The following is a 20988-nucleotide window of genomic DNA, read 5'->3' as shown; positions in this document are numbered from 1 at the left end:
ATTTAGAGTGGTGACGTTCTCACGCCGGTTTGCGCTCGGTCAGCAGGCTGACCTGCTCGCGGTAGCGTTGATAGACCATTTCGTACTGCGCCGTGCGCGCCGGGTCCGGCTGGGTTTGCGTGCTGGCATCGAGGTGCACGCAACGCTCGCACAGTTCGGCCAGCTGCGCCTGGCGATCCGCTCCTGGCGTCAGGCACCAGGCGGCCTGGATCGCGGCGCCCAGCGCGGCGGCTTCGGTGTGCTGCGGGCAGACCAGTGGCGTGCCCATGATGTCGGCAATCACCTGGCGCCACACCGGGCTCTTCGCCGCGCCGCCGACCAGGCGGATGGTCTGGCTCTGCAGGCCGCTGGTGCGCAGCAGGTCGAGGCCGTAGCGCAGGCCGAAACTGGTGCCCTCGACCACCGCCCGGCACAGGTTGGCGCGGGTCAGGTTATCGCTGTCCATGCCCAGCAGGCTGGCGCGCGAGCGAGGCAGGGCCGGCACCCGTTCGCCGTTGAAGAACGGCAGCATGAGCAGGCCCTCGGAGCCGATGGGCGACTGTTCGACCAGCTCGCCGAAGGCCTGGACGTCCAGCTCCAGCAGTTGTTGGATCAGCCCGGTGGCGCTGGTCAGGTTCATGGTGCAGATCAGTGGCAGCCAGCCGCCGGATGACGAGCAGAAGGTCGCCACCTGCGGATGCGGGCTGATCATCGGCTGATCGCTGTAGGCGTAGAGCGTGCCGGAGGTACCCAGGCTCATGGTGATCGCGCCCGGGCGGATATTGCCGGTGCCGATGGCGCCCATCATGTTGTCGCCGCCGCCGCTGGCCACCATGGCATTCGGGTTGAGTCCAAGCTGGCGGGCAATCTGCGGACGGATTTGGCCCACCGGCTGATCCGCTTCCAACAAATGCGGCAACGCGCGTTGCAGGCGTCCGCTGGGGTCGATGAAGTTCAGCAGTTCGCGGTCCCAGCTGCGTGTGCGCACGTTGAAATAACCGGTGCCAGAGGCGTCGCCGTACTCGCTGCAGGCGTGGCCGGTGAGCCAGTGGTTGAGGTAGTCGTGCGGCAGCAGGATATGTGCGATTCTGGCGAATACGTCGGGGTGCTGCTCCTGGGTCCAGAGTAGCTTGGACACCGTGTAACCGGGCGCGATGGCCACACCCAGGCGTTGCAGCGAACCGGCCTCGCCGCGGAGATGATCGAGCAGGCGCTGGTTCTCCGGGGTCGACTCGGTGTCGCACCAGAGTTTGGCCGGGCGCAGCACCGCGCCCTGTTCATCGAGCAGCACCAGGCCGTGCTGCTGGCCGGAGACGCCGATGCCGAGAATCCGCTCGCCGCTGATGCCCGCAGCCGCCAGCGCCTGGCGGGTCGCCTGCTCGAAGGCGTCCAGCCATTGCTGCGGCTGTTGCTCGCGGCGTCCATTGGCGCCGCTCTGCAGGGTATGGCTGGCGCTGCCGGCGCCGAGCACCTGGCCGCTGCCGGTGTCCAGCACCAGGGCCTTGGTGCCCTGGGTACCGCAATCGATACCGAGGTACATGGCTCAATCGCCCAGCAGGGTCTGCAGGGTGCGCGTCACGCCGAGCTTGCGCAGGCTGTCGTAACACAGCTCGAAGGCGGCGACGAATGCCGCCGACTGCGGGATGGCCGTGCCAAAGATCGCCTCGACGCCCAGTACCCGCTCACACACCTTGTCGTCGTCGGCCACCAGTGCCTGGCAGAACTCGGCGCGCGGATCGGGGATGCGATAGCGCGTGCCGTTCTCGTCGACGCCCTTGAGGTACAGCGCCCAGGCTGCGACCACCAGCGCCACGCGTTCCAGCGGTCGACCGTCCTCGATCAGGCGGTTGAGGGTGGGCACGATGAACTTGGGAAACTTCGACGAGCCATCCGAGCAGACCCGCTCCAACTGGTCGGCGATGGCCTGATTGGAGAAGCGTTCGATCAGCGTGTCCTTGTAGGTGCTCAGGTCGATGCCCGGCACTGGCGCCAGCTGCGGCGTCACCTCGAGGTCCATGAAGGTGCGCACGTACTGGCGCATCAGTGGGTCGTTCATGGCCTCGTGGACGAAGCGATAGCCCTTGAGAAAGCCCAGGTAGGTCAGCGCCAGGTGGCTGCCATTGAGCAGCTTGATCTTCATCTCCTCGTAGGGCGTGACGTCATCGGTGAACTGCACGCCGACCTCTTCCCAGGCCGGGCGGCCGCTGACGAACTTGTCTTCCAGCACCCATTGCACGAAGGGCTCGCAGACCACCGGCCAGGCGTCGTCGACGCCATGCTGCTCGGCCAGTTGCTGACGATGGACAGCGCTGGTCATCGGCGTGATGCGGTCGACCATGGCGTTGGGAAAGCTCACGTGCTGGTCGATCCAGGTGGCCAGCTCATGATTGGCCAGGTGGGCGAAGGCCAGCAACGCCTTGCGCGTGACATCGCCGTTGTGTGGCAGGTTATCGCAGGACATCAGGGTGAAAGCCGGAATGCCGGCGGCGCGACGTTTGGCCAGGGCGGCGCAGAGAAAACCGAACACGCTTTGCGGCGCTTCCGGGTGGCGCAGGTCGTGCTGAATGGCTGGCAGTTCGGCGAGAAATTCGCCGCTGCTGTCGTCGATGCAGTAACCACCCTCGGTTATGGTCAGCGAGACGATGCGAATCGCCGGGTCGGCCAACTTGTCGATCAGTGCCTGCGGCGACTCTTCGGCCAGCAGCATGTCGTTGACCGCACCGATCACCCGCACCGGCAGGTTCGGCTCGTCGCCCAGCTCGACCAGGGTGTAGAGGTAATCCTGGCTGGCCAGGGCATCGCGCATGGCGCGGTCCTCACTGCGCACGCCGACCCCGCAGATACCCCAGTCCAGCGCCAGGCCCTGGTTCATCAGGGCGTCGGTGTAGACCGCCTGGTGGGCGCGGTGAAAGCCGCCGACGCCGAAATGGGCGATGCCGGTGCGGATCATCTCCGCGGTGTAGCTGGGTAGCGCGACGGCGCCGCCAAGCCGGGAAAGCTGCTGGCGATTGAGTTTCATCTGGAACATCCCATGGTGGAGCGGCGTCAGGCGGCCTGCTGCAGTGGTTTGGCGACGGCTTGGCCATCGGCGTCGAAGAGGTGGCAGTGCGCCGTGTCGAAATCCAGGGTCAGGGCTTCGCCATAACGCGGCGCGAAGTCGCCGCGTACGCGCACCGTGAGCATCTCGCCCGAGGTGCAGCGCACATGGCAGAAGGTGTCGCTGCCCAGGCGCTCGCTGACGTCGGCGCTCACTTGCATGCGGCCCGCGCCGGTGCTGACCACGTTGAGGTGTTCCGGGCGTACGCCCAGGGTCACCGTGCTGCCGACGCTGAGGCCGGCGGCAGACTGCGGCAGCGTCAGGTGCGTGCCGCACTCCAGTTGCACATCGCAGCTGTCGGCCTCGACCCTGTGCAGGGTGCCGCGCAGAAAGCCCATCTTCGGCGTGCCGAGAAAGCCGGCGACGAACAGATTGGCCGGGTGGTGATACAGCTCCAGTGGTGAGCCGACCTGCTCGACGCGCCCGCCATTGAGCACCACCACCTTGTCGGCCAGGGTCATGGCTTCGACCTGATCGTGGGTCACGTAGATCATGGTCGCCTGCAGATCCTTGTGCAGCCGCGCCAGCTCCAGGCGGGTTTGCACGCGCAGGGCGGCGTCGAGGTTGGACAGCGGCTCGTCGAACAGGAAGATCTTCGGGTTGCGCACGATGGCGCGGCCGATGGCCACGCGCTGACGCTGGCCACCGGAGAGCTGCTTGGGCTTGCGTTCGAGCAGCGCCTCCAACTGCAGGATGCGCGCGGCGTTGGCGACCTTGGCCTCGATCTCCTGCTTGCCCACCCGGGCCAGGTCGAGGGCGAAGGACAGGTTCTTGCGCACGGTCATATGCGGGTACAGCGCGTAGGTCTGGAACACCATGGCCAGGTCGCGCCTGGCCGGCGCCATGTCTGTGATGTCCTGGCCGTCGAGTTCGATATGGCCGCTGCTGACCTCCTCAAGCCCGGCGATCAGGCGCAGCAGGGTGGATTTGCCGCAGCCCGAGGGGCCGACGAAGACCACGAACTCGCGGTCGCGGATGTCCAGGTCGACGCCCTGGATAATTGCCGTGCCATCGAAGCCTTTTTGCAGATTGCGGATCTTCAGATCAGCCATGTCGAACGTCTCCCGTTATTTCACCGCGCCGAAGGACAGGCCGCGTACCAGTTGTTTTTGGCTGATCCAGCCGACGATCAGGATGGGCGCGCAGGCCAGGGTCGATACGGCGGAGAGCTTGGCCCAGAACAGACCTTCGGGGCTGGAATAGGAGGCCACCAGGGCGGTCAGCGGAGCGGCGGCGGAGCTGGTCAGGTTGAGCGACCAGAACGCCTCGTTCCAGCACAGGATCAGCGACAGCAACATGGTCGAAGCCAGGCCGCCACGAGCGATCGGCAGCAGCACGCGGACGATTTCCTGCCAGGTGGTGGCGCCGTCGAGGCGCGCCGCTTCGAGGATGTCCACGGGGATGTCCTTGAAGTAGGTGTACACCATCCACACGATGATCGGCAGGTTGATCAGGGTGTAGATGATGATCAGCGCCAGGCGTGAGTCGAGCAGGCCGAACTGCTTGGCCAGCAGGTAGATCGGCACCAGCACGCCGACCGGCGGCAGCATCTTGGTCGACAGCATCCACAGCAGCGTGCGCTTGGTGTGGCGCGTTTCGAAGAAGGCCATGGAGTAGGCGGCCGGTACGGCAAGGAGCATGCACAGCAGCGTCGCGGATACTGAGATCAGCACCGAGTTCCAGGCGAAGGCGACGTAGTCGCTGCGCTCGTTGATGTGCAGGTAGTTCTCCAGCGTCGGGGTGAAGATGAACTGCGGCGGCGTGGCGAAGGCGTCGATCTCGGTCTTCAGGCTGGTCAGCACCATCCAGAAGATCGGGAAGAAGATCAGCGCGGCGATCGCCCAGGCCAGGACGCCGATGATCAGGCTCTGCAGGCGACGGGATTGTTTCAGCGTCAGCATGAGGGTCTGCCCCCGTTTCGTCGTGAGCCGCGTTGCTGCGTCAAATTGCGCCAGGCTAGGCGCAGAACGCCGGTAATGGCGCCTCCCTTGCCAAGTTCTGCAACAACGCCTGGCGCAATTTGACGCGCAACCCTTCGGGACGGGCCGGTTTTTGCGCGGCGTGTCGTTACTCGTCGTTCATTTGGAATAACCAAATCTCTCTCCTCGCGCCTAACTCCGCGCAAAAACTGGCTCCGTCGCGGCTGCGACGAAACGGGGGCAGACCCTTCCGCCCTCACGGCTTGTCGGTCAGGTTCTTGCCGATCATGCGGATCAGCACGATGGCAGCGATGTTGGCGATGACCACCGCGATCAGCCCGCCCGCCGAGGCCATGCCGACGTCGAACTGCAGCAGCGCCTGGGTGTAGATCAGGTAGGCGAGGTTGGTCGACTCGTAGCCGGGACCGCCGCTGGTGGTGGTGTAGATCTCGGCGAATACCGAGAGCAGGAAGATGGTCTCGATCATCACCACCACGGCAATTGGCCGCGCCAGGTGCGGCAGGGTCAGGTGCCAGAAGATGGCAATGGGGCCGGCGCCGTCCAGGCGCGCGGCTTCCTTCTGCTCCTGATCGAGTGACTGCATGGCGGTCATCAGGATCAGGATGGCGAACGGCAGCCACTGCCAGGACACGATCATGATGATCGAGAACAGCGGGTGGTGCGCCAGCCAGTCCACCGGCTGGGCGCCGAAGTACTGCCAGATGGCGGCGAGAATCCCCGATACCGGATGGAAAATCAGGTTCTTCCACAGCAGTGCACTGACCGTGGGCATGATGAAGAACGGCGAGATCAGCAGCACCCGCACGATGCCCCGGCCGAAAAACTCGCTGGCTTCCAGCAGGGCGGAGATCAGCACGCCGAACACCACGCTGATCAGCAGCACGCTGCCTACCAGCAGCACGGTATTGCCGGCGCCGGAAAGAAAGGCCGCGTCGGTGACGAAGTATTCGAAGTTCTCCAGGCCGACGAAATCGTTCTCGCCGGGGTACAACAGGTTGTAGCGGATCAGCGAGAAATAGACAGTCATGCCCAGCGGTACGATCATCCAGATCAGCAGCAGGGCGACCGAAGGGCTGACCAGAAACCAGCTGGGCGCCAGGCGTCGGGGCTTGCGCGCCACCGGCGTGCTGGCCTGCGCGGCGGGGGTATCGATGACCGGAGAATTCATCATGCCTCCGAGGGCGGGATGGGTGGTGGCGTAACGCGAGTGGCGGCCGGTAGGGTGGGCTTCAGCCCACCGTTCTACTCGTTCCTACGCTCCGCGTTGGAATGCATCCTGTGGTGCTCTGCGTCCTGTGGCACCGAGTCAGCGGACGCGGAGCGTCCTCACATGCGCTCCCGCGTAGAGCGTGGGAGCGATCCTGGTGGTGTTACTTCGGATACCCGGCGCGCTTCATTTCCCGTTCGGTGCTCTGCTGTGCGGCCTGCAGGGCCTGCTCCGGTTGCATCTGCCCGGTGAGCGCGGCGGTGAACAGCTTGCCGACGCTGGTGCCGATGGCCTGGAACTCGGGGATGGTCACCAACTGGATGCCCACGTAAGGCACCGGCTTGGCGCTGGGGTGTGCCGGGTCGGCTTTCTTCAGCGAGTCCAGGGTGACCTTGGCGAACGGCGCGGCCTGCATGTAGGCATCGCTGTAGGTCGAGGCGCGGGTACCTGGCGGCACGTTGGCCACGCCATCCTTCTCGGCGACCAACTCGGCATAGGCCTTGGAGGTGGCCCAGGCGCTGAAGGTCTTGGCGGCGTCCTTGGACTTGGAACTGGTGGGAATCGCCAGTGCCCAGGAATACAGCCAGGAGGCGCCCTTGTCGGTGACCTGAGTCGGCGCGAAGGTGAAGCCGACGGCGTCGGCGACCTTGCTCTGCGAGGTGTCGGTGACGAAGGAGCCGGCGACGCTGGCATCGACCCACAATGCGCACTTGCCGCTATTGAACAGCGCCAGGTTCTCGTTGAAGCCATTGCTGGAGGCGCCGGGCGGGCCGTACTTCTTCATGTTGTCGACGTAGAAGTTGAGGGCGTTCTTCCATTCGCTGCCGGTGAATTCAGGCTGCCACTGCTCGTTGAACCAGCGCGCACCATGGGCGTTGGCCAGGGTGGTGATCAGCGCCATGTTCTCGCCCCAGCCGGCCTTGCCGCGCAGGCACAGGCCGTACTGGCCCTTGTCTGGCTGGTGCAACTTGGCGGCGAATTCGGCCATCTGCTCCCAGGTCGGTTGTTCGGGCATTTCCAGACCGGCCTGCTCGAACAGGTCCTTGCGGTAATAGGTGATAGAGGCTTCGGCATAGAACGGCAGGGCGTACAGCGTGCCCTTGGCGGAAAGGCCTTCGCGTACAGAGGGGAAGACGTCGTCGAGGTCGTAGTTGGCCGGCAGCTCGGTCATCGGCTCCAGCCAGCCTTTCTCGCCCCACAGCGCCGCTTCGTACATGCCGATGGTGAGCACGTCGAACTGGCCACCCTGGGTGGCGATATCGGTGGTCAGGCGCTGGCGCAGCACGTTCTCCTCGAGCACCACCCACTTCAGACGTATGTCGGGGTTCTGTTCTTCGAAGGTTTTGGCGAGCCGCTGCATGCGGATCATGTCGCTGTTATTGACCGTGGCGATGGTCAGGGTTTCAGCGCCCTGGGCGATCACGCTGAGGGACAGGCAAGAAGCTGCAACGAGGGCTTTGATCGAGTTGTTCATGCTTGTGAACTCCTCTCCCGCGCCTGTACGGCTACGGAAGAACGTTATTGTTTTTGTTTAGCTCGGGCCGGATTACACCCCCGCAGGCCTGCACGAACAAATCCTTGAGCGCACAGCGGCCGATACTTTTTTGCACCATACGGGCAGAACAAAAGCGGCTGAGTAGGGAGTGGAACTCTCTGGCATGAGGGGTGTAGGTGACGCCGGGGTAGAGAACGGCTGCCGATTCAGTACAGGTTTTGCTCGGTCAGGCGCTGCACTGCGAGCTTGCGATAGCCCGAGGGTGTCATGCCCTTGAGCTGCTGGAAGCGGCGGTTGAAGTTGGAAATGTTGCTGAAACCGGACTCGAAGCACACGTCGGTCACTGGCTTGTCGCTTTTGCTCAGCAGTTCGCAGGATTTGCTCACCCGCAGGCGATTGACGAATTCGACGAAGCCGCGCCCGGTGGCCTGCTTGAAGAAGCGCGAAAAGTAGGTGGTGGTCATGCTCAGGTGCTCGGCGACTTCCTCCTGGCTGATGCCCTGTGCGTAGTGCTGGAAGATGTAGTCCACCGCCCGGTTGATGCGCTCGACGTGCTGCTCGTCGCCCAGCTCCGAGGATGTCACGGCCGATAGCAACTGGTAGTCCTCGCTGCCGGCGAGTAGCTCCATGAGGATGAAGAAGTGCCCGAGGCGGGTGATGCCGCGGCTGCTGGCGATCTTGCCCATCAGCACGCCAGCTTCGCGTATCAGCAGCGGGTCGCGGAACTCGATACCGAACTGGGCGCGGGCCAGCAAGGGCTGCAAGGTCTTCAGCTCTGCAAACACCGAAGAACCGCTCTCCAGCACTTCATCGGTGAAGTTGACCAGCATGTCGCGGGTTTTCACTACCTCGCCTTCCTCGACCTGGCTGATCCAGTTGTGCGGCAGGCCAGGGCCGGTGAGGAACAGGGTGTGGGGTGAGAAATTGCCGATGTAGTCGCCGATGAACACCTTGCCGGAGCTGGCGACGATCAGGTGCAGCTCGTACTCCTTGTGGAAGTGCCAGCGCACCAGCGGCGAGGGAAAGCCGTGCTGACGGTAGATCAGCGAATGGCCTTCATGGTCGTCCATCAGTTCGTAGGAGGGGTCGGCTACGCGGGATGTGCGGGTCATGGTCGTCGTCGGTCAATGCCTCAAGAAGGGTCTGTACGAAAAATACCTGCGCTCGGTGATACTTCGTTCAAAAGCGCTTCGCCCAGAGACTTTTCGTAAGGACCCTGCCACGTTTTAACATATCGAGACGCGCTGCAAAGTCAGAGCAGGCTCAATTGCGCACCTGGCGGACAGAACTGCGAACAGTCCAGCACCACGCTGCCTCGTCGATCCAGGCCGAGCCTGCGCCGCGCCAGGCGAAAGCGTTGCTCCAGCAGGTCGGCGAACTGGCCCTCGCCGCGCATGCGGATACCGAAGCGGCTGTCGTAGTGCTTGCCGCCACGACTCTGGCGAATCAGGCTCATGACGTGGGCGGCGCGATCCGGAAAGTGCACCTGCAGCCATTCCTCGAACAATCCGGCGATCTCCAGCGGCAGGCGCAGCAACACATAACTGGCCGAGCGGGCGCCGGAATCACGGGCGGCTTCCAGTAGCGCCTCCAGCTCCATGTCGTTGATCTGCGGAATCATCGGCGCGCAGATGGCGCTGACTGGCACACCCGCTTCGTGCAGCGTGCGCATGGCACGCAGGCGCGCCGCAGGCGCGGCGGTGCGCGGCTCCATGATGCGTTTCAGTTCGTCATCCAGGGTGGTCAGGCTGAAGGCCACGCTGACCAGGTTGTGGCTGGCCAGCTCGCTGAGCAGATCGAGATCGCGCAGGATCAGCGAACCCTTGGTGATGATGTGCAGCGGGTGCTTGTAGCGCAGCAGAATTTCCAGGGCCTGGCGGGTCAGGCGCTGCTCGCGTTCGATGGGCTGGTAGGCGTCGGTGTTGATGCCCAGGGCGATGGGCTGCGGCACGTAGCCGGGCTTCTGCAACTGCTCTTCGAGGCGCTCAGCCAGGTTGGTCTTGGCGATCAGGCGGGTTTCGAAGTCGATGCCTGGCGACATGTCCCAGTAGGCGTGAGTCGGCCTGGCGAAACAATAGATGCAGACGTGCTATGTTATTGGTTCCACTCTCCAAGATTGGTTAAAAGATGACCAAAAAGTGCTTTCCTTATGTTCGTTTCTCATCTACCCGCCAGGAAGATGGATCAACGAGAACCCGCCAAAATGGGCTTATAGAGGCTTTTGTAGCCAAGCACGGCTTGGAAGTGGATCGACACCTTGAAGACGCCGGAACGAGTGCTTTCCACAGTAAACACGCAGGATCAGAAGGTGTTTTAGGTCAGTTTCTCAAAGAGGTAAGGAAAGGAGAAATTGAGAAAGGTTCTTATTTATTGATCGAAAACTTTGATCGCCTTTCAAGAGACAAAATCGTTCGCAGTAATAAGATTTTTACGGATCTTCTATTTTCAGGCATCAAAATAGTCATTCTTGATAAAAACAAGGTTTATGACGCCGATAATTTAGATTTTGGTGATTGGATTACTGCTCTTGTTGAATTTGAAAGGGCTAATGCAGAAAGTCAGCGTAAAAGCGATTTTTCAAGCAAGGCTTGGAAACTCAACAGAGATAAGATGCACAATGGTGAAATCGTCACTAAAAAAGTTCCTACTTGGTTAAAAGTAGAAAACAACACATTCATCATTGATGAAGTGAAAATAGACAGAATAAGAACACTTTTCAGGCTTTCCCTTTCCAAAGGATTACAGGAAGCAACCAAAGAATATAATTCACTTTATGGTGAAAAACTTGCTATTCATCAGGCTCAATATCTATTGAGTAATAGAAAGTTAATTGGTGAGCATCAGCCGCAAAAAATTCATTACAACGAAAATGGTCGGCTTATTAGAAAAGATGAAGGAAATCCGATTCCAAACTATTACCCGCAGGTAATAGATGAAGATTTATTCTTGAAGGTTCAATCAGTCATTACCTCCCGAAAACCTTTTTCGGGAAGATATTCAGCACAGCGATATAATGTTTTTCGTGATTTGATTTTTTGCCGTTTTTGTGGCGGAACTATTCGCTACATGAACAAAGGTGAAAGAGATTATTTCATTTGCACAAACTCGATGACAGGCAAATGTGGTTTAAAAGGCCAGCAGTCAATTAGAGGTAAAAAAGTATTCAGCCGCTTTTTTAAATTCACTAATGGCATCAATATCGGAACACTATTAGAAGAAAATACAAACGCCGATGAAATAAAAAATGAATTGATGAAATTAGAGAACCAAAAAACCAAAATCTCTAATCGTCTTGATGGTTTTAAATCTCAAATCAAAAAGATGATTTTGGAAGGTGAAACCATTCCAGAAACATACAATGAGATTATTGTTGATTTAGAAAATAGCATCATAAAACTTGATGATGAAATTGAAATCAAAAATAAAGAACTCAATTCGATTATTTCTTCATTCAAGTCATTCTATGACTTAAAAGAAATTGACATTGAAACAATCATCTATGACAAATCACAAGAAGCAATTGAAAAACGAGTTCAATATAACAATGAACTAAAAAACATCATCAAGAAAATCCAGATTGATTACTTGAATGACATTTTACATGTAGAGTTTTCCAATGGTGTTAATCGCCACATTCTTAATGATGAATTGGCAAATGAATACAATAAAGATGAAGTAGAAAATGCTTGGGCTAGCGTAGTCAAATCTATGGCCAAAAAAACCAATTAACCAGTTTTTAATTCCAGTTATCTAAGGCCACTAAATAGTGGCCTTTTTTGTTTCCTGCTATACGCCTTTTGTTTCCATTATTTTGTTATCAATTTGAATGGCAGTCTAAGCCACTTGAAAACATTAAAATATATGGTACAACATTTATAAGGCATTCTAATCATATGCGAGCAATAACAACGGAGTGCCACTTCGTGGACTTCCATTGTTGCTCGATTTTCTTCACTTCGTTTAGAAAATGGTAAAGCGGAAAGACTGCCATAATTAAGATAACAATTTAAGGTGATTACATGAGAGATATATTTCCAGATAAAGAGAAGAGAAAACCAAACAGAAGTAAAGGGTTTACCATCACAATTAGAACAACAGAAAAGACTGCACTTGCATTCCAAGAATTAAAAATTAAAACCGGCTTAACATATGAGCAGTTGATTGAAAAAATAATTACAGATGGCTTTGGCAATATTGTAAAAGTTAATAGCAACGCATTGAAAGAAACATATGCAAACTTTGAGAAGAAAATTTCCGAGCCGTATAACAATCTAAATCAAATCGCAAAGCATTGTAATAGTGGTGGAGTAATCACTAATGAGCAATGGAATACATTAGAAACCATTGAAAAATTATTCGGCCAATTGCTTGGGTATTTACGCAATCAAAAGAACGCCATAAGTATAGAAAAAAGAACTAACTCAAAGGAGTAATATGATAAGAAAGAAAGCCAGCAGCCAAAAAACAAAAAGAGGAATTAAGAAGACAGCAAATTACATTCTTAAAGATAAAGGCTGCTGCCTTTATGAAGCCAGTTTTATTCATAGACCAAGCATCATCAAAGACGATTTAGTAAATAGATTATCAAGTGAAATTGATGATGATGTTAATTTTTACAACAGTAATAGAAAAATAGGCTCTACCCAGCAAGTAAGAACATATCACGATATAGTAAGTTTTCACACTAATGATGATATGAGCCCACAAAAGGCATTGCAGATTGCAAAAGAACTTTATGAAAAAACTCATAATCTCGGCAATCGCAAATACTTGATGGCTGTTCATAATGATACTGATGAAATGCACGTCCATATCATTTGGTCAGTTAGAGATAACAACGGGAAAACTTACAAGCAAAAAGATGATTATCGCATCATTGAAATTGAATGCGATAAGTTAGAAGATAAACACAAATTGATTAAGCCAAAAAACAGAAAAGCAACATCTAAAAATAAAAATGATATTGAAAAACTTCCATCAGCCAATGAAAGAATGCTTGATGTTAGAGGTATTACCTCCAATAAAAAACAGATGAAAGACGCTTTAAAACCTTATCTTGATAGAGCATCAAGCCCTTCCGATTTCATAAATCAAATTACCGATAATGGTTTTACCATCATACATAATGGTAAATCTTCCTTCTCTATTCAATACCAAGACCAAATATTTAAGGCATCCGAATTAAACCTTTCTTATAAGACCTTAAAAACAAAACTTGGAGAAGATGAAGAGTTTGAGCAAATACTTACAGCAAAGCATAAAATCGTTGATTTTAGTGATTGCACTCTAACAATCAAAAACGACAAACCAGATTACATGAACAGAATAAACCCTAATTCTGTCCTTGCTAAAAAATTCACATGTGAAAATTATGATGACAAGGTTGAATATTTCTATAATTCAGCCAAAGAAAAGAAAGCCTTTGAATATCATAAAGACCCAGCAAAAGTTTCTTTTAGTGATTTATCAAGACAGTCTGCAAAGGCTGGACTACAAAGACTAATGGCAGACACAACGCCACCAGATACTTTTTATGTGACTGGCACTGACTACTTCAAGAAAAATATTTGGCTTGAATCTCAACTAATGGGCTTGGAAGAAAAAGGTATCAAACTTGAAGGCTACAAACCTACGCCAGCCGATTTAGAAGAATTGAAGAAACTCCAAGAGCGATACGCTTCAATGGATAAAAAGGTTGAGCCTAAACAACCAGAAATGGCCATAGAAGCCCCTAAACCAGTTTTCCCTATACCTACCCAGGAAAAGCCTAACCCGCTTATAAACGATATAGAGCAGCCTACGGCATCAGGTTCTGACGAACCTAAAAAGCAGGTTGGACAGGATAGGCTTGATGACTTCAAGATTTTCATAAATGAATTACTTGAAGAATATAGCGACTATGATGAAAAAGAAATTCTTGAAAACATTCGTGATGTTTTAGAAGACAATATTATTTATGATACTGAAATTTACGAAAAGGTAATGGAGAAAGTAAAAGACTTAGACGATGAGACTAGAAAAGTCTTTTTAGAGCATATCAATAAATTGCTTGATGATAGTGGTTCAGGCTCACCAATTGACGGAAAACCGAAGGCCGAAAGAAAGAAAAGGAATAAATATAAATTTTAATTAAAAAGCCCATTAGGGCTTTTGTTGTGCTTATTTGACTTTAAATATTAAAGTGATAATCTATATATAAGTGAACCCCGAATATGGTTAGTATTCAGGGTTCGGCGTTGATACTGATAGCAGCAGTTTCAACTGGTATATATAGTTATAACATATAATATTACCATTTCAAGACCTGCCGCTAAAACTTCATCATAATTATAAATTCAGTATTCACGCCTTGAACATGTAGGAATGTAGTGATTGTTTCGTGTTCAAGCGAAGAGAAATAAAACGGGGATACTGGAAATTTCTCAACCCGCCAGCCATATGAAAATATGTTAAACAGGGTTCCAGTTAGGTGCTGATATAGCCTATAAGTGTTTAAAGTTTAAACTGAATATCACAGATTTAAACCCTGAAAATCAGGCAAGCTAAACTTGTTTTTTAAGTCATAAAACAAGGAAGACCAGCTTTGCCTGAAGCTTGAAAAGCGAAAGGCAATGCTGGAATTTAAAAGAGCGAAAACCCCCTAGGGTTTTCAAGACACGTATACACACACGACACACACATACATACATACACGCATCACATCCCCCGCAAACCCATACCAACACACATACACCAAGCAATACCCTCTAAAACCTCCAAAAACTGCCCATAATCGAGCGTTTAGCATTGGCTTAGTGCTTTGGGTATCAAAAACAAGAATACGCCTTAAAATGGCTTATTTTTGATTGATATAATGATGTTGATTTCTTGCCCAAAAAATCGTAAAACTTGATTTTTCACACCTTTAAAAAATGGCGTTTTTAGCGTGGTTTTTATTTCTGCTTACTAATATACGAAGAAAAATAAATCGCTCAATTTTGACCCATTTCCGTGAATGCACTAAAAAAGTGCATATCATTTTTTATATGTTTTTATCTAAATTTTTTGATATTTCCGTTTTCCCGACCTTCGAATTTTGGCTTAAAAACAGCAAAAATCGTTGTCAATAGGTAAGTGAAAATATTTTTATCGTTCGATGAAAAACACTAAATAGCGTCCGACCTTAATTTTCTTTTCCGCTCTTTTACCATCAGAACAACCGAGCAATTGCTCGGTACTCTTTTCTCTTTATGGTCATTTTTCACACTTGAACAAGTTCAACCGTTCAAAACGACCTTTTATTTTATTCCGAGTATCTGCCGCCCTTCGATTATGGCATTAGAAAACTCTAACCAATATTCTTCCCTAATCAAATTTCTTGGGACTTCATAGCCTATTATATTTTCTATTCGCAAGAGAACTTCAGACGCATCAACAAAAGACCCGCCCTTACAGAGATACAAGAAATAAGAAACCGCAATTTGCATTGCCGCTTCGTCTGCGTTCATTTTTGAAGCCCAAGAGGCTTCGATTAATTTGGAATACTTTACTGCACTCGGGAAGCCTTGGCTTTCATCAGGCTCAATTTTGAACTCTTTGCTTAACTTCAAGCCTATTAGTTCAATGTAATTTCTTTTTCTTCCATAAAACCACAACATCACTACTCCTTATTTATTCGATGTAGTGACTTGATACTATAGCGGCGTTATGCATTAAAGCCATAAGATTATGACGGCGGAACCTTTTACAGAGCATATCCAGCCGTGCTCACAGCCCCGGTAGGGGTTCACCGAGCGGTCGAAGCCGACGTCCGGCGAGTTATTGCGGGTGATCGCCGTCTTCGCCTTCTCCTGGCGCACTTCGGTGGCGCGACTTGGTGGGGTCTCATCCTGATACCAACCGTCGTCCTCCTGCTCCGAACGGGTCGGCGCATAGCGGTTGTGCGGGTTGCTGGCGGTACCACGGCCACGTGGCGGCAGGCTGATTGGCATGATCGGGCTCCAAATTATACTGTATAAAAATACAGTTATTTGAGGCCCGAGCAAGTCCCTTCCATCGCGGCGTCGATCAGGCTGTCGCTATTTGCGGCGCTTCCTCGCGCTTGGCATAACGCTGCGCGAGCACCGCGCAGACCATCAGCTGGATCTGGTGGAAGAGCATCAGCGGCAGGATCAGTACGCCGATGGTGCTGCCGGCGAACAGTACCTGGGCCATGGGTACACCGGTGGCCAGGCTCTTCTTCGAGCCGCAGAAGAGAATGGTGATGCGGTCTTCCAGACTGAAGCCCAGCCACTTGCCCAGCAGGTGGGTCAGCACCAGCGCCAGGGCCAGCAGCACGCAGCAGGCGAAGGTCACTGCCAGCAGGGTGATTAGCGGCACCTGCTGCCACAGGCCGCCAATCACTGCAGCGCTGAAGGCGGTGTAGACCACCAGGAGGATCGAGCTCTGGTCGACGTATTTCAGCCAGCTCTTGTTGCTGTTGACCCAGCCGCCTATCCAGCGTTGAGCGATCTGGCCGAGAACGAATGGCAGCAGCAACTGCAGGCTGATCTTGCCGATGGCATCGAGGGTCGAGCCGTTGTCACCGTGCACGCCCATCAGCATGGCCACCAGCAGCGGTGTGACGAAGATACCCAGCAGGCTGGAGGCTGCCGCGCTGCAGATCGCCGCCGGGATGTTGCCGCGCGCCAGCGAGGTGAAGGCGATGGCCGATTGCACGGTGGCCGGCAGGGCGCAGAGATAGAGCATGCCCAGATACAGCTCCGTGCCCAGCAAAGGCTGCAGCGCCGGCTTGAGCGCCAGGCCGAGCAGCGGGAAGAGGATGAAGGTGCAGGCGAACACCAACAAGTGCAGGCGCCAGTGCCCGGCGCCAGCGAGAATCGCCTGGCGCGACAGTTTGGCGCCGTGCATGAAGAACAGCAGGGCGATGGCCAAGTTGGTGATCCACTCGAAAAGCGTGGCGATCTGACCGCTGGCAGGCAGCAACGTGGCGGCGAGCACCACGGCGAGCAGGGTCAGGGTGAAATTGTCGGGCAGCAGGCGGCGCAGGAACATGGCGAATCTCGGGCTTGCGATACAGGAGGGCGCCAGACTATCGTCGTCGAAAATTTCCGGCTAACGCTAAAGAGCCAGCAAGTGTCGCCAAACAGACATCTCGCCACCCTGCATCGCAGCCTGCCCGAGCTGCCCACCCTGCCTCGGCCGCTGTATGGCCGCACCGAATCGCTGACCAACCGGGCCCTGACCTTTCGCCATACACACCCATGGGTGCAGCTGTCTTACGCCATCGCCGGGGTGCTTGAGGTGCAGACCGCTGGCGCCCGCTTCGTCGCTCCGCCGCAGCGGGCGGTGTGGGTACCGGCGGGTGTCGAGCATCAGGTATTCAGCTCGCCACGTACCGAGATGCGCAGCCTGTACATCGAAGGCAGTGCGGTGCCCTGGGGACCGGCCAAGTGCCGGGTGCTGGCGGTCAGTCCGCTGCTGCGCGAGCTGATTCGCGGCTTCAGCGCGCTGCCGGCCGAATACGACGAGCAGGGCGCGCCGGGTAGATTGGCGGCGGTGTTGCTGGACGAGCTGCGGGCTGCACCAGACGTAGAGTTGATGCTGCCGCTGCCGCAGGATGCGCGGCTGCGCGAGGTGTGTCAGGGGCTTGAGGATGCGAACCTGCGCCAGCTTGGCCTGGGCGAATGGGGCGAGCGCCTGGGTGTTTCGGAAAAGACCCTGAGCCGGCTGTTCTTGCGCGAGACGGGTCTGAGTTTCCGGGTGTGGCGTCAGCGCCAGCGGCTGCTCGATGCGCTGACCCCGCTGGAGCAGGGTGAGCGCGTCACCGATGTGGCGCTGGCCTGCGGCTACGACTCGCTATCGGCCTTTATCGCCGCCTTTCGCCGCCAGTTCGGCGCAACACCGGGGGAGTTCTTCCGCGAGTAAGGTCGAGATCGGTGCAGCTCGCCTGCACCATCGACGCAACACGATCCATCGCTTGGTGAGTTACGTGGGGCGGCCATCCGAGCGCGTGACCTCTATTTGTGCTTGCTAGATCGACGCTCGGCGCCGCTAACCCACCCCACGGAGCTGCCGAGCGCCCGGATTGCATCCGGGCGACGCGCTATTCCTTCGGCTTTTTCAGCTTGGGGTTGGGGAAGAACTGCACGGCCTGCACATTGGGGTCGGCCGCCTTGGGCTTCAGGCCGCTGACGTTGACCCGCGTGGGGATCTCCTTGGGTACCGAGTTGCCGCGTGCGTCGAGGGTGTCGGCGTAGCCGCACTTGACGCATTCGCGGTGCGGCACGCCGTCGACGTTCCACATCTTGATGCTGTCGGTTTCGCTGCACGCCGGGCACACGGCGCCGGCGATGAAGCGTTTCGGGGTGGCATTTACCGGTGTGTCGCTCATGCTGCCTCCTGGCTCAGACCGAGGTGACGCAGCAGGGCGTCGATGCTTGGTTCACGGCCGCGGAAGTCGACGAACAGCACCATCGGCGCCTGCGAGCCGCCACGGGCCAGGATCGCCTCGCGGAAGGCGCGGCCGGTATCGGCGTTGAACACGCCTTCTTCCTCGAACTTGGAGAAGGCGTCGGCGCTGAGCACTTCGGCCCACTTGTAGCTGTAGTAACCGGCTGCATAGCCGCCGGCGAAGATGTGCGCGAAGCCGTTGGCGAAGCGGTTGTAGGCCGGCGGGCGCAGCACCGAGACTTCACTGCGGATCGCCTCGATCACGTCCAGCGCGCTGCGGCCGTCGCCGTGAGTGGCGTGCAGCTCGAAGTCGAACAAGGAGAACTCCAGCTGGCGCACCATCATCAGCCCGGACTGGAAGTTCTTCGCCGCCAGCATCTTGTCCAGCATGGCCTGTGGCAGCGCCTCGCCGGTTTCAAAGTGGCCGGAGATCAGCGCCAGGCCTTCCGGCTCCCAGCACCAGTTTTCCATGAACTGGCTCGGCAACTCGACCGCATCCCAGGCCACGCCGTTGATGCCCGAGGCGCCGGCGTGCTCGACGCGGGTCAGCAGGTGGTGCAGGCCATGGCCGAATTCGTGGAACAGCGTGGTGACCTCGTCGTGTGTCAGCAGCGCCGGCTTGCCGCCGACAGGCGGAGTGAAGTTGCACACCAGGTTGGCCACCGGAGCGATCAGCTGGCCGTGGGCGTCGCGACGCTTGTCGCGAGCGCCGTCCATCCAGGCACCGCCACGCTTGTTGGCGCGGGCGTAGAGGTCGAAGAAGAAACGCCCGACGTGCTGGCCGTTCTCCTGAATCTCGAACAGGCGCACGTCCGGGTGCCAGGTGTCGAAGTCTTTCAGCTCGCGAATCTCGATGCCGTAGAGCTTCTGCACGATGGCGAACAGACCGGTGAGCACCTTGTCCACTGGGAACCAGGCGCGCACTTCTTCCTGGGAGATGCTGTAGCGTTGCTGGCGCAGTTTCTCGCTGTAGTAGCCAACGTCCCAGCTTTGCAGGTCGTCCAGACCCTGTTCGGCAGCGAAGGCTTTCAGCTCGGTCAGGTCCTGCTCGGCAAACGGCTTGCTGCGTACCGCCAGGTCGCGCAGGAAGCTCAGCACCTGGTCGGTGCTGTCGGCCATCTTGCTGGCCAGGCTCAGTTCGCTGTAGTGGGCGAAGCCGAGCAGGCGCGCCAGCTCCTGGCGCAGGTCGAGAATCTCACTCATCAGCGGGCCGTTGTCATTCTGCCCGGCATTCGGCCCCTGGTCGGAGGCGCGGGTGCAGTAGGCGGCGTACACTTCTTCGCGCAGGGCACGGTCGTCGGCGTAGGTCATCACGGCGTAGTAGCTGGGGAACTCCAGGGTGATCAGCCAGCCGTCCAGGCCTTTGGCCTCGGCGGCCTGCTTCATCTGCGCCTTGGCCGAACCGGTCAGGCCGGCGAGCAGGGCTTCGTCGGTAACCTGCTTGGTCCAGGCCTGGGTGGCGTCGAGCAACTGGTTGGAGAACTTGCTGGTCAGTTCGGACAGGCGCATCTGGATCTCGCCGTAGCGCTTCTGCTGCTCGACCGGCAGGTCGATGCCGGACAGGCGGAAATCACGCAGGGCGTGCTCGAGAATGGTCTTCTGCGCCACATCGAAGCTGGCGGCGGCCGGGCTCTTGGCCAGCGCATCATAAGCCTCGAACAGCGGCTTGTTCTGGCCCATTTCGGTCCAGTATTCCGACAGCTTGGGCAGGCAGGCCTCGTAGGCCGCGCGCAGCTCGGCGCTGTTGCATACCGCGTTGAGGTGGCTCACCGGGCTCCAGGCGCGGCCCAGGCGCGCGCCCAGTTCGTCCAGTGCCAGCACCAGGCCGTCCCAACTCGGGCTGGTCTGCTGCTGCTCGAGCAGTTTGGCGATGGCGGCGCGGCTGTCCGCCAGGATCTGGTCGACGGCGGGTTCGACGTGTTCCGGTTTGATCTGCGAATAGGGCGGCAGGTCGAAGTCTTGCAGCAGGGGATTGTTCGCGGTCACGACGAGGCACCTGTGGCGGATGAATGTGGGGTTGCGGCGCAGAGCGGCAATAATTCTGGCGCGATAGCAGCCGACATGGGGGCCATCTTAATTAGAATCAAGCTTTCCCGCAGCTCAGGAGCTTCTATCGTGGCGATTCGCAAATACCAGCAGCACACCCCACAACTGGGCGCACGCGTATTCGTCGACGCTTCGGCCGTGGTCATCGGCGACGTCGAACTGGGCGAGGACAGCTCGGTCTGGCCGATGACCGTGATCCGCGGCGACATGCACCGCATCCGCATCGGCGCGCGCACCAGCGTGCAGGACGGCAGCGTGCTGCACATCACCCACGCCGGGCCGTTCAACCCGGATGGCTACCCGCTGATCATCGGTGACGAGGTGACCGTCGGGCACAAAGTCACCCTGCATGGCTGCACCCTGGGCAACCGGATTCTGGTCGGCATGGGCAGCATCGTCATGGACGGCGCAGTGGTCGAGGACGAGGTGATCATCGGCGCAGGCGCCCTGGTGCCGCCTGGCAAGCGCCTGGAAAGCGGCTACCTGTACGTCGGCAGCCCGGTGAAACAGGCGCGCCCGTTGACCGATAAGGAGCGTAACTTCTTCAGCTACACGGCGGGTAACTACGTGAAGCTCAAGGATCTGCACCTGGCCGAAGGCTACGACCACTGAGCGATGACCTGATCATCCAGCCCATCGAGATGGCTGCTTTCGATCGGTCTGGCCGATCATCGCAAGCGTGGTGCAAGTGCAGGAAATCGACGTCTTCGACCCCCACATGGATCGCGATGCCGCCAGGAAACTCTGGGTAGAAAGGCCGCGCGCCACCTTCGTTGCCGAGCAGGGGCACCTA

At 56.4% G+C, this 20988-nt stretch carries 16 protein-coding genes and 2 pseudogenes; 5 read left to right on the top strand and 13 right to left on the bottom strand.

All coding sequences use genetic code 11. The features are described 5' to 3' along the window. Window positions 1-19: 19 nt before the first annotated feature. From xylB to H3221_RS04220, 8 genes and pseudogenes are all read right to left on the bottom strand, one after another. Window positions 20-1519, bottom strand: a complete 1500-nt coding sequence (gene xylB, locus H3221_RS04255; protein WP_196475627.1) for a xylulokinase — start codon at window positions 1517-1519, stop codon at window positions 20-22. A gap of 3 nt (window positions 1520-1522) precedes the next feature. Beyond that, window positions 1523-2998: a mannitol dehydrogenase family protein gene (locus H3221_RS04250; RefSeq protein ID WP_196475628.1), complete on the bottom strand. Its 1476-nt coding sequence runs from the start codon at window positions 2996-2998 to the stop codon at window positions 1523-1525. Window positions 2999-3024: 26 nt separating this feature from the next. After that, window positions 3025-4128, bottom strand: coding sequence for an ABC transporter ATP-binding protein (locus H3221_RS04245; protein WP_196475629.1), 1104 nt, complete (start codon window positions 4126-4128; stop codon window positions 3025-3027). A gap of 15 nt (window positions 4129-4143) precedes the next feature. After that, entirely contained in the window at window positions 4144-4977 is an 834-nt protein-coding gene (locus H3221_RS04240) for a carbohydrate ABC transporter permease (RefSeq protein WP_196475630.1), read from the bottom strand. Between the two features lie 274 nt (window positions 4978-5251). Then, the gene (locus tag H3221_RS04235; RefSeq protein WP_196475631.1) at window positions 5252-6184 is read right to left on the bottom strand and encodes a carbohydrate ABC transporter permease; all 933 of its coding nucleotides are present in this window, start codon (window positions 6182-6184) and stop codon (window positions 5252-5254) included. 202 nt (window positions 6185-6386) lie between these two features. Continuing rightward, a complete protein-coding gene (locus tag H3221_RS04230) occupies window positions 6387-7697 on the bottom strand; it encodes an ABC transporter substrate-binding protein (RefSeq protein WP_196475632.1) in 1311 nt (436 codons plus the stop codon). Window positions 7698-7924: 227 nt separating this feature from the next. Further along, window positions 7925-8830, bottom strand: coding sequence for an AraC family transcriptional regulator (locus H3221_RS04225; protein ID WP_196475633.1), 906 nt, complete (start codon window positions 8828-8830; stop codon window positions 7925-7927). Window positions 8831-8970: 140 nt separating this feature from the next. Beyond that, window positions 8971-9807 (bottom strand): annotated as a pseudogene (locus tag H3221_RS04220) (PA0069 family radical SAM protein); the annotation flags it as partial. A gap of 38 nt (window positions 9808-9845) precedes the next feature. Here H3221_RS04220 and H3221_RS04215 point away from each other — a divergent pair. From H3221_RS04215 to H3221_RS04205, 3 genes are all read left to right on the top strand, one after another. Continuing rightward, entirely contained in the window at window positions 9846-11447 is a 1602-nt protein-coding gene (locus tag H3221_RS04215) for a recombinase family protein (protein WP_196475634.1), read from the top strand. A gap of 290 nt (window positions 11448-11737) precedes the next feature. Then, window positions 11738-12151, top strand: a complete 414-nt coding sequence (locus H3221_RS04210; protein WP_144443537.1) for a plasmid mobilization relaxosome protein MobC — start codon at window positions 11738-11740, stop codon at window positions 12149-12151. Window position 12152: 1 nt separating this feature from the next. Continuing rightward, the gene (locus tag H3221_RS04205) at window positions 12153-13847 is read left to right on the top strand and encodes a relaxase/mobilization nuclease domain-containing protein (protein ID WP_075802024.1); all 1695 of its coding nucleotides are present in this window, start codon (window positions 12153-12155) and stop codon (window positions 13845-13847) included. A 1148-nt stretch (window positions 13848-14995) separates the two neighbouring features. On the opposite strand, the gene H3221_RS04200 is transcribed toward H3221_RS04205, so the two are convergent. The 3 genes and pseudogenes from H3221_RS04200 to H3221_RS04190 form a co-directional block, all read right to left on the bottom strand. Continuing rightward, a complete protein-coding gene (locus tag H3221_RS04200) occupies window positions 14996-15355 on the bottom strand; it encodes a hypothetical protein (RefSeq protein ID WP_075802025.1) in 360 nt (119 codons plus the stop codon). A 96-nt stretch (window positions 15356-15451) separates the two neighbouring features. Next, window positions 15452-15688 (bottom strand): annotated as a pseudogene (locus H3221_RS04195) (PA0069 family radical SAM protein); the annotation flags it as partial. Between the two features lie 76 nt (window positions 15689-15764). Beyond that, entirely contained in the window at window positions 15765-16751 is a 987-nt protein-coding gene (locus H3221_RS04190) for a bile acid:sodium symporter family protein (RefSeq protein ID WP_196475636.1), read from the bottom strand. A gap of 81 nt (window positions 16752-16832) precedes the next feature. On the opposite strand from H3221_RS04190, the gene H3221_RS04185 reads away from it, so the two are divergent. Further along, on the top strand, window positions 16833-17624 hold the full coding sequence (locus H3221_RS04185) for an AraC family transcriptional regulator (RefSeq protein WP_196475637.1): 792 nt from the start codon (window positions 16833-16835) through the stop codon (window positions 17622-17624). Window positions 17625-17802: 178 nt separating this feature from the next. Here H3221_RS04185 and H3221_RS04180 read toward each other — a convergent pair whose 3' ends face one another. Next, window positions 17803-18090 (bottom strand): YheV family putative zinc ribbon protein, encoded by a 288-nt coding sequence (locus H3221_RS04180; RefSeq protein ID WP_196475638.1) that lies wholly within the window; start codon window positions 18088-18090, stop codon window positions 17803-17805. Continuing rightward, window positions 18087-20135 carry an oligopeptidase A gene (prlC, locus tag H3221_RS04175; protein WP_196475639.1) on the bottom strand — a complete coding sequence of 683 codons (2049 nt, stop codon included), beginning with the start codon at window positions 20133-20135 and terminating at the stop codon, window positions 18087-18089. The genes H3221_RS04180 and prlC overlap by 4 nt, the downstream gene beginning before the upstream one ends. Window positions 20136-20264: 129 nt before the next feature. Between prlC and H3221_RS04170 the strand changes: the two genes are divergently transcribed. Next, a complete protein-coding gene (locus tag H3221_RS04170) occupies window positions 20265-20807 on the top strand; it encodes a gamma carbonic anhydrase family protein (RefSeq protein ID WP_196475640.1) in 543 nt (180 codons plus the stop codon). Window positions 20808-20988 lie beyond the last annotated feature (181 nt).

This window comes from Pseudomonas chaetocerotis, assembly GCF_015712105.2.
Taxonomy (GTDB): Bacteria; Pseudomonadota; Gammaproteobacteria; order Pseudomonadales; family Pseudomonadaceae; genus Aquipseudomonas; species Aquipseudomonas chaetocerotis.
The sequence above is the reverse complement of the archived record's forward strand: the minus strand, read 5'-3'. Positions and strand labels throughout refer to the sequence as shown.

Bases quoted from the DNA above. Each gene is read 5' to 3' on its own strand.
- H3221_RS04205 (WP_075802024.1), top strand. From the start codon at position 12,153: ATGATAAGAAAGAAAGCCAGCAGCCAAAAAACAAAAAGAGGAATTAAG.
- H3221_RS04240 (WP_196475630.1), bottom strand. From the start codon at position 4,977: ATGCTGACGCTGAAACAATCCCGTCGCCTGCAGAGCCTGATCATCGGC.
- H3221_RS04180 (WP_196475638.1), bottom strand. From the start codon at position 18,090: ATGAGCGACACACCGGTAAATGCCACCCCGAAACGCTTCATCGCCGGC.
- H3221_RS04200 (WP_075802025.1), bottom strand. From the start codon at position 15,355: ATGTTGTGGTTTTATGGAAGAAAAAGAAATTACATTGAACTAATAGGC.
- H3221_RS04250 (WP_196475628.1), bottom strand. From the start codon at position 2,998: ATGAAACTCAATCGCCAGCAGCTTTCCCGGCTTGGCGGCGCCGTCGCG.
- H3221_RS04210 (WP_144443537.1), top strand. From the start codon at position 11,738: ATGAGAGATATATTTCCAGATAAAGAGAAGAGAAAACCAAACAGAAGT.
- H3221_RS04190 (WP_196475636.1), bottom strand. From the start codon at position 16,751: ATGTTCCTGCGCCGCCTGCTGCCCGACAATTTCACCCTGACCCTGCTC.
- H3221_RS04230 (WP_196475632.1), bottom strand. From the start codon at position 7,697: ATGAACAACTCGATCAAAGCCCTCGTTGCAGCTTCTTGCCTGTCCCTC.
- xylB (WP_196475627.1), bottom strand. From the start codon at position 1,519: ATGTACCTCGGTATCGATTGCGGTACCCAGGGCACCAAGGCCCTGGTG.
- H3221_RS04215 (WP_196475634.1), top strand. From the start codon at position 9,846: ATGACCAAAAAGTGCTTTCCTTATGTTCGTTTCTCATCTACCCGCCAG.
- H3221_RS04245 (WP_196475629.1), bottom strand. From the start codon at position 4,128: ATGGCTGATCTGAAGATCCGCAATCTGCAAAAAGGCTTCGATGGCACG.
- H3221_RS04225 (WP_196475633.1), bottom strand. From the start codon at position 8,830: ATGACCCGCACATCCCGCGTAGCCGACCCCTCCTACGAACTGATGGAC.
- H3221_RS04235 (WP_196475631.1), bottom strand. From the start codon at position 6,184: ATGAATTCTCCGGTCATCGATACCCCCGCCGCGCAGGCCAGCACGCCG.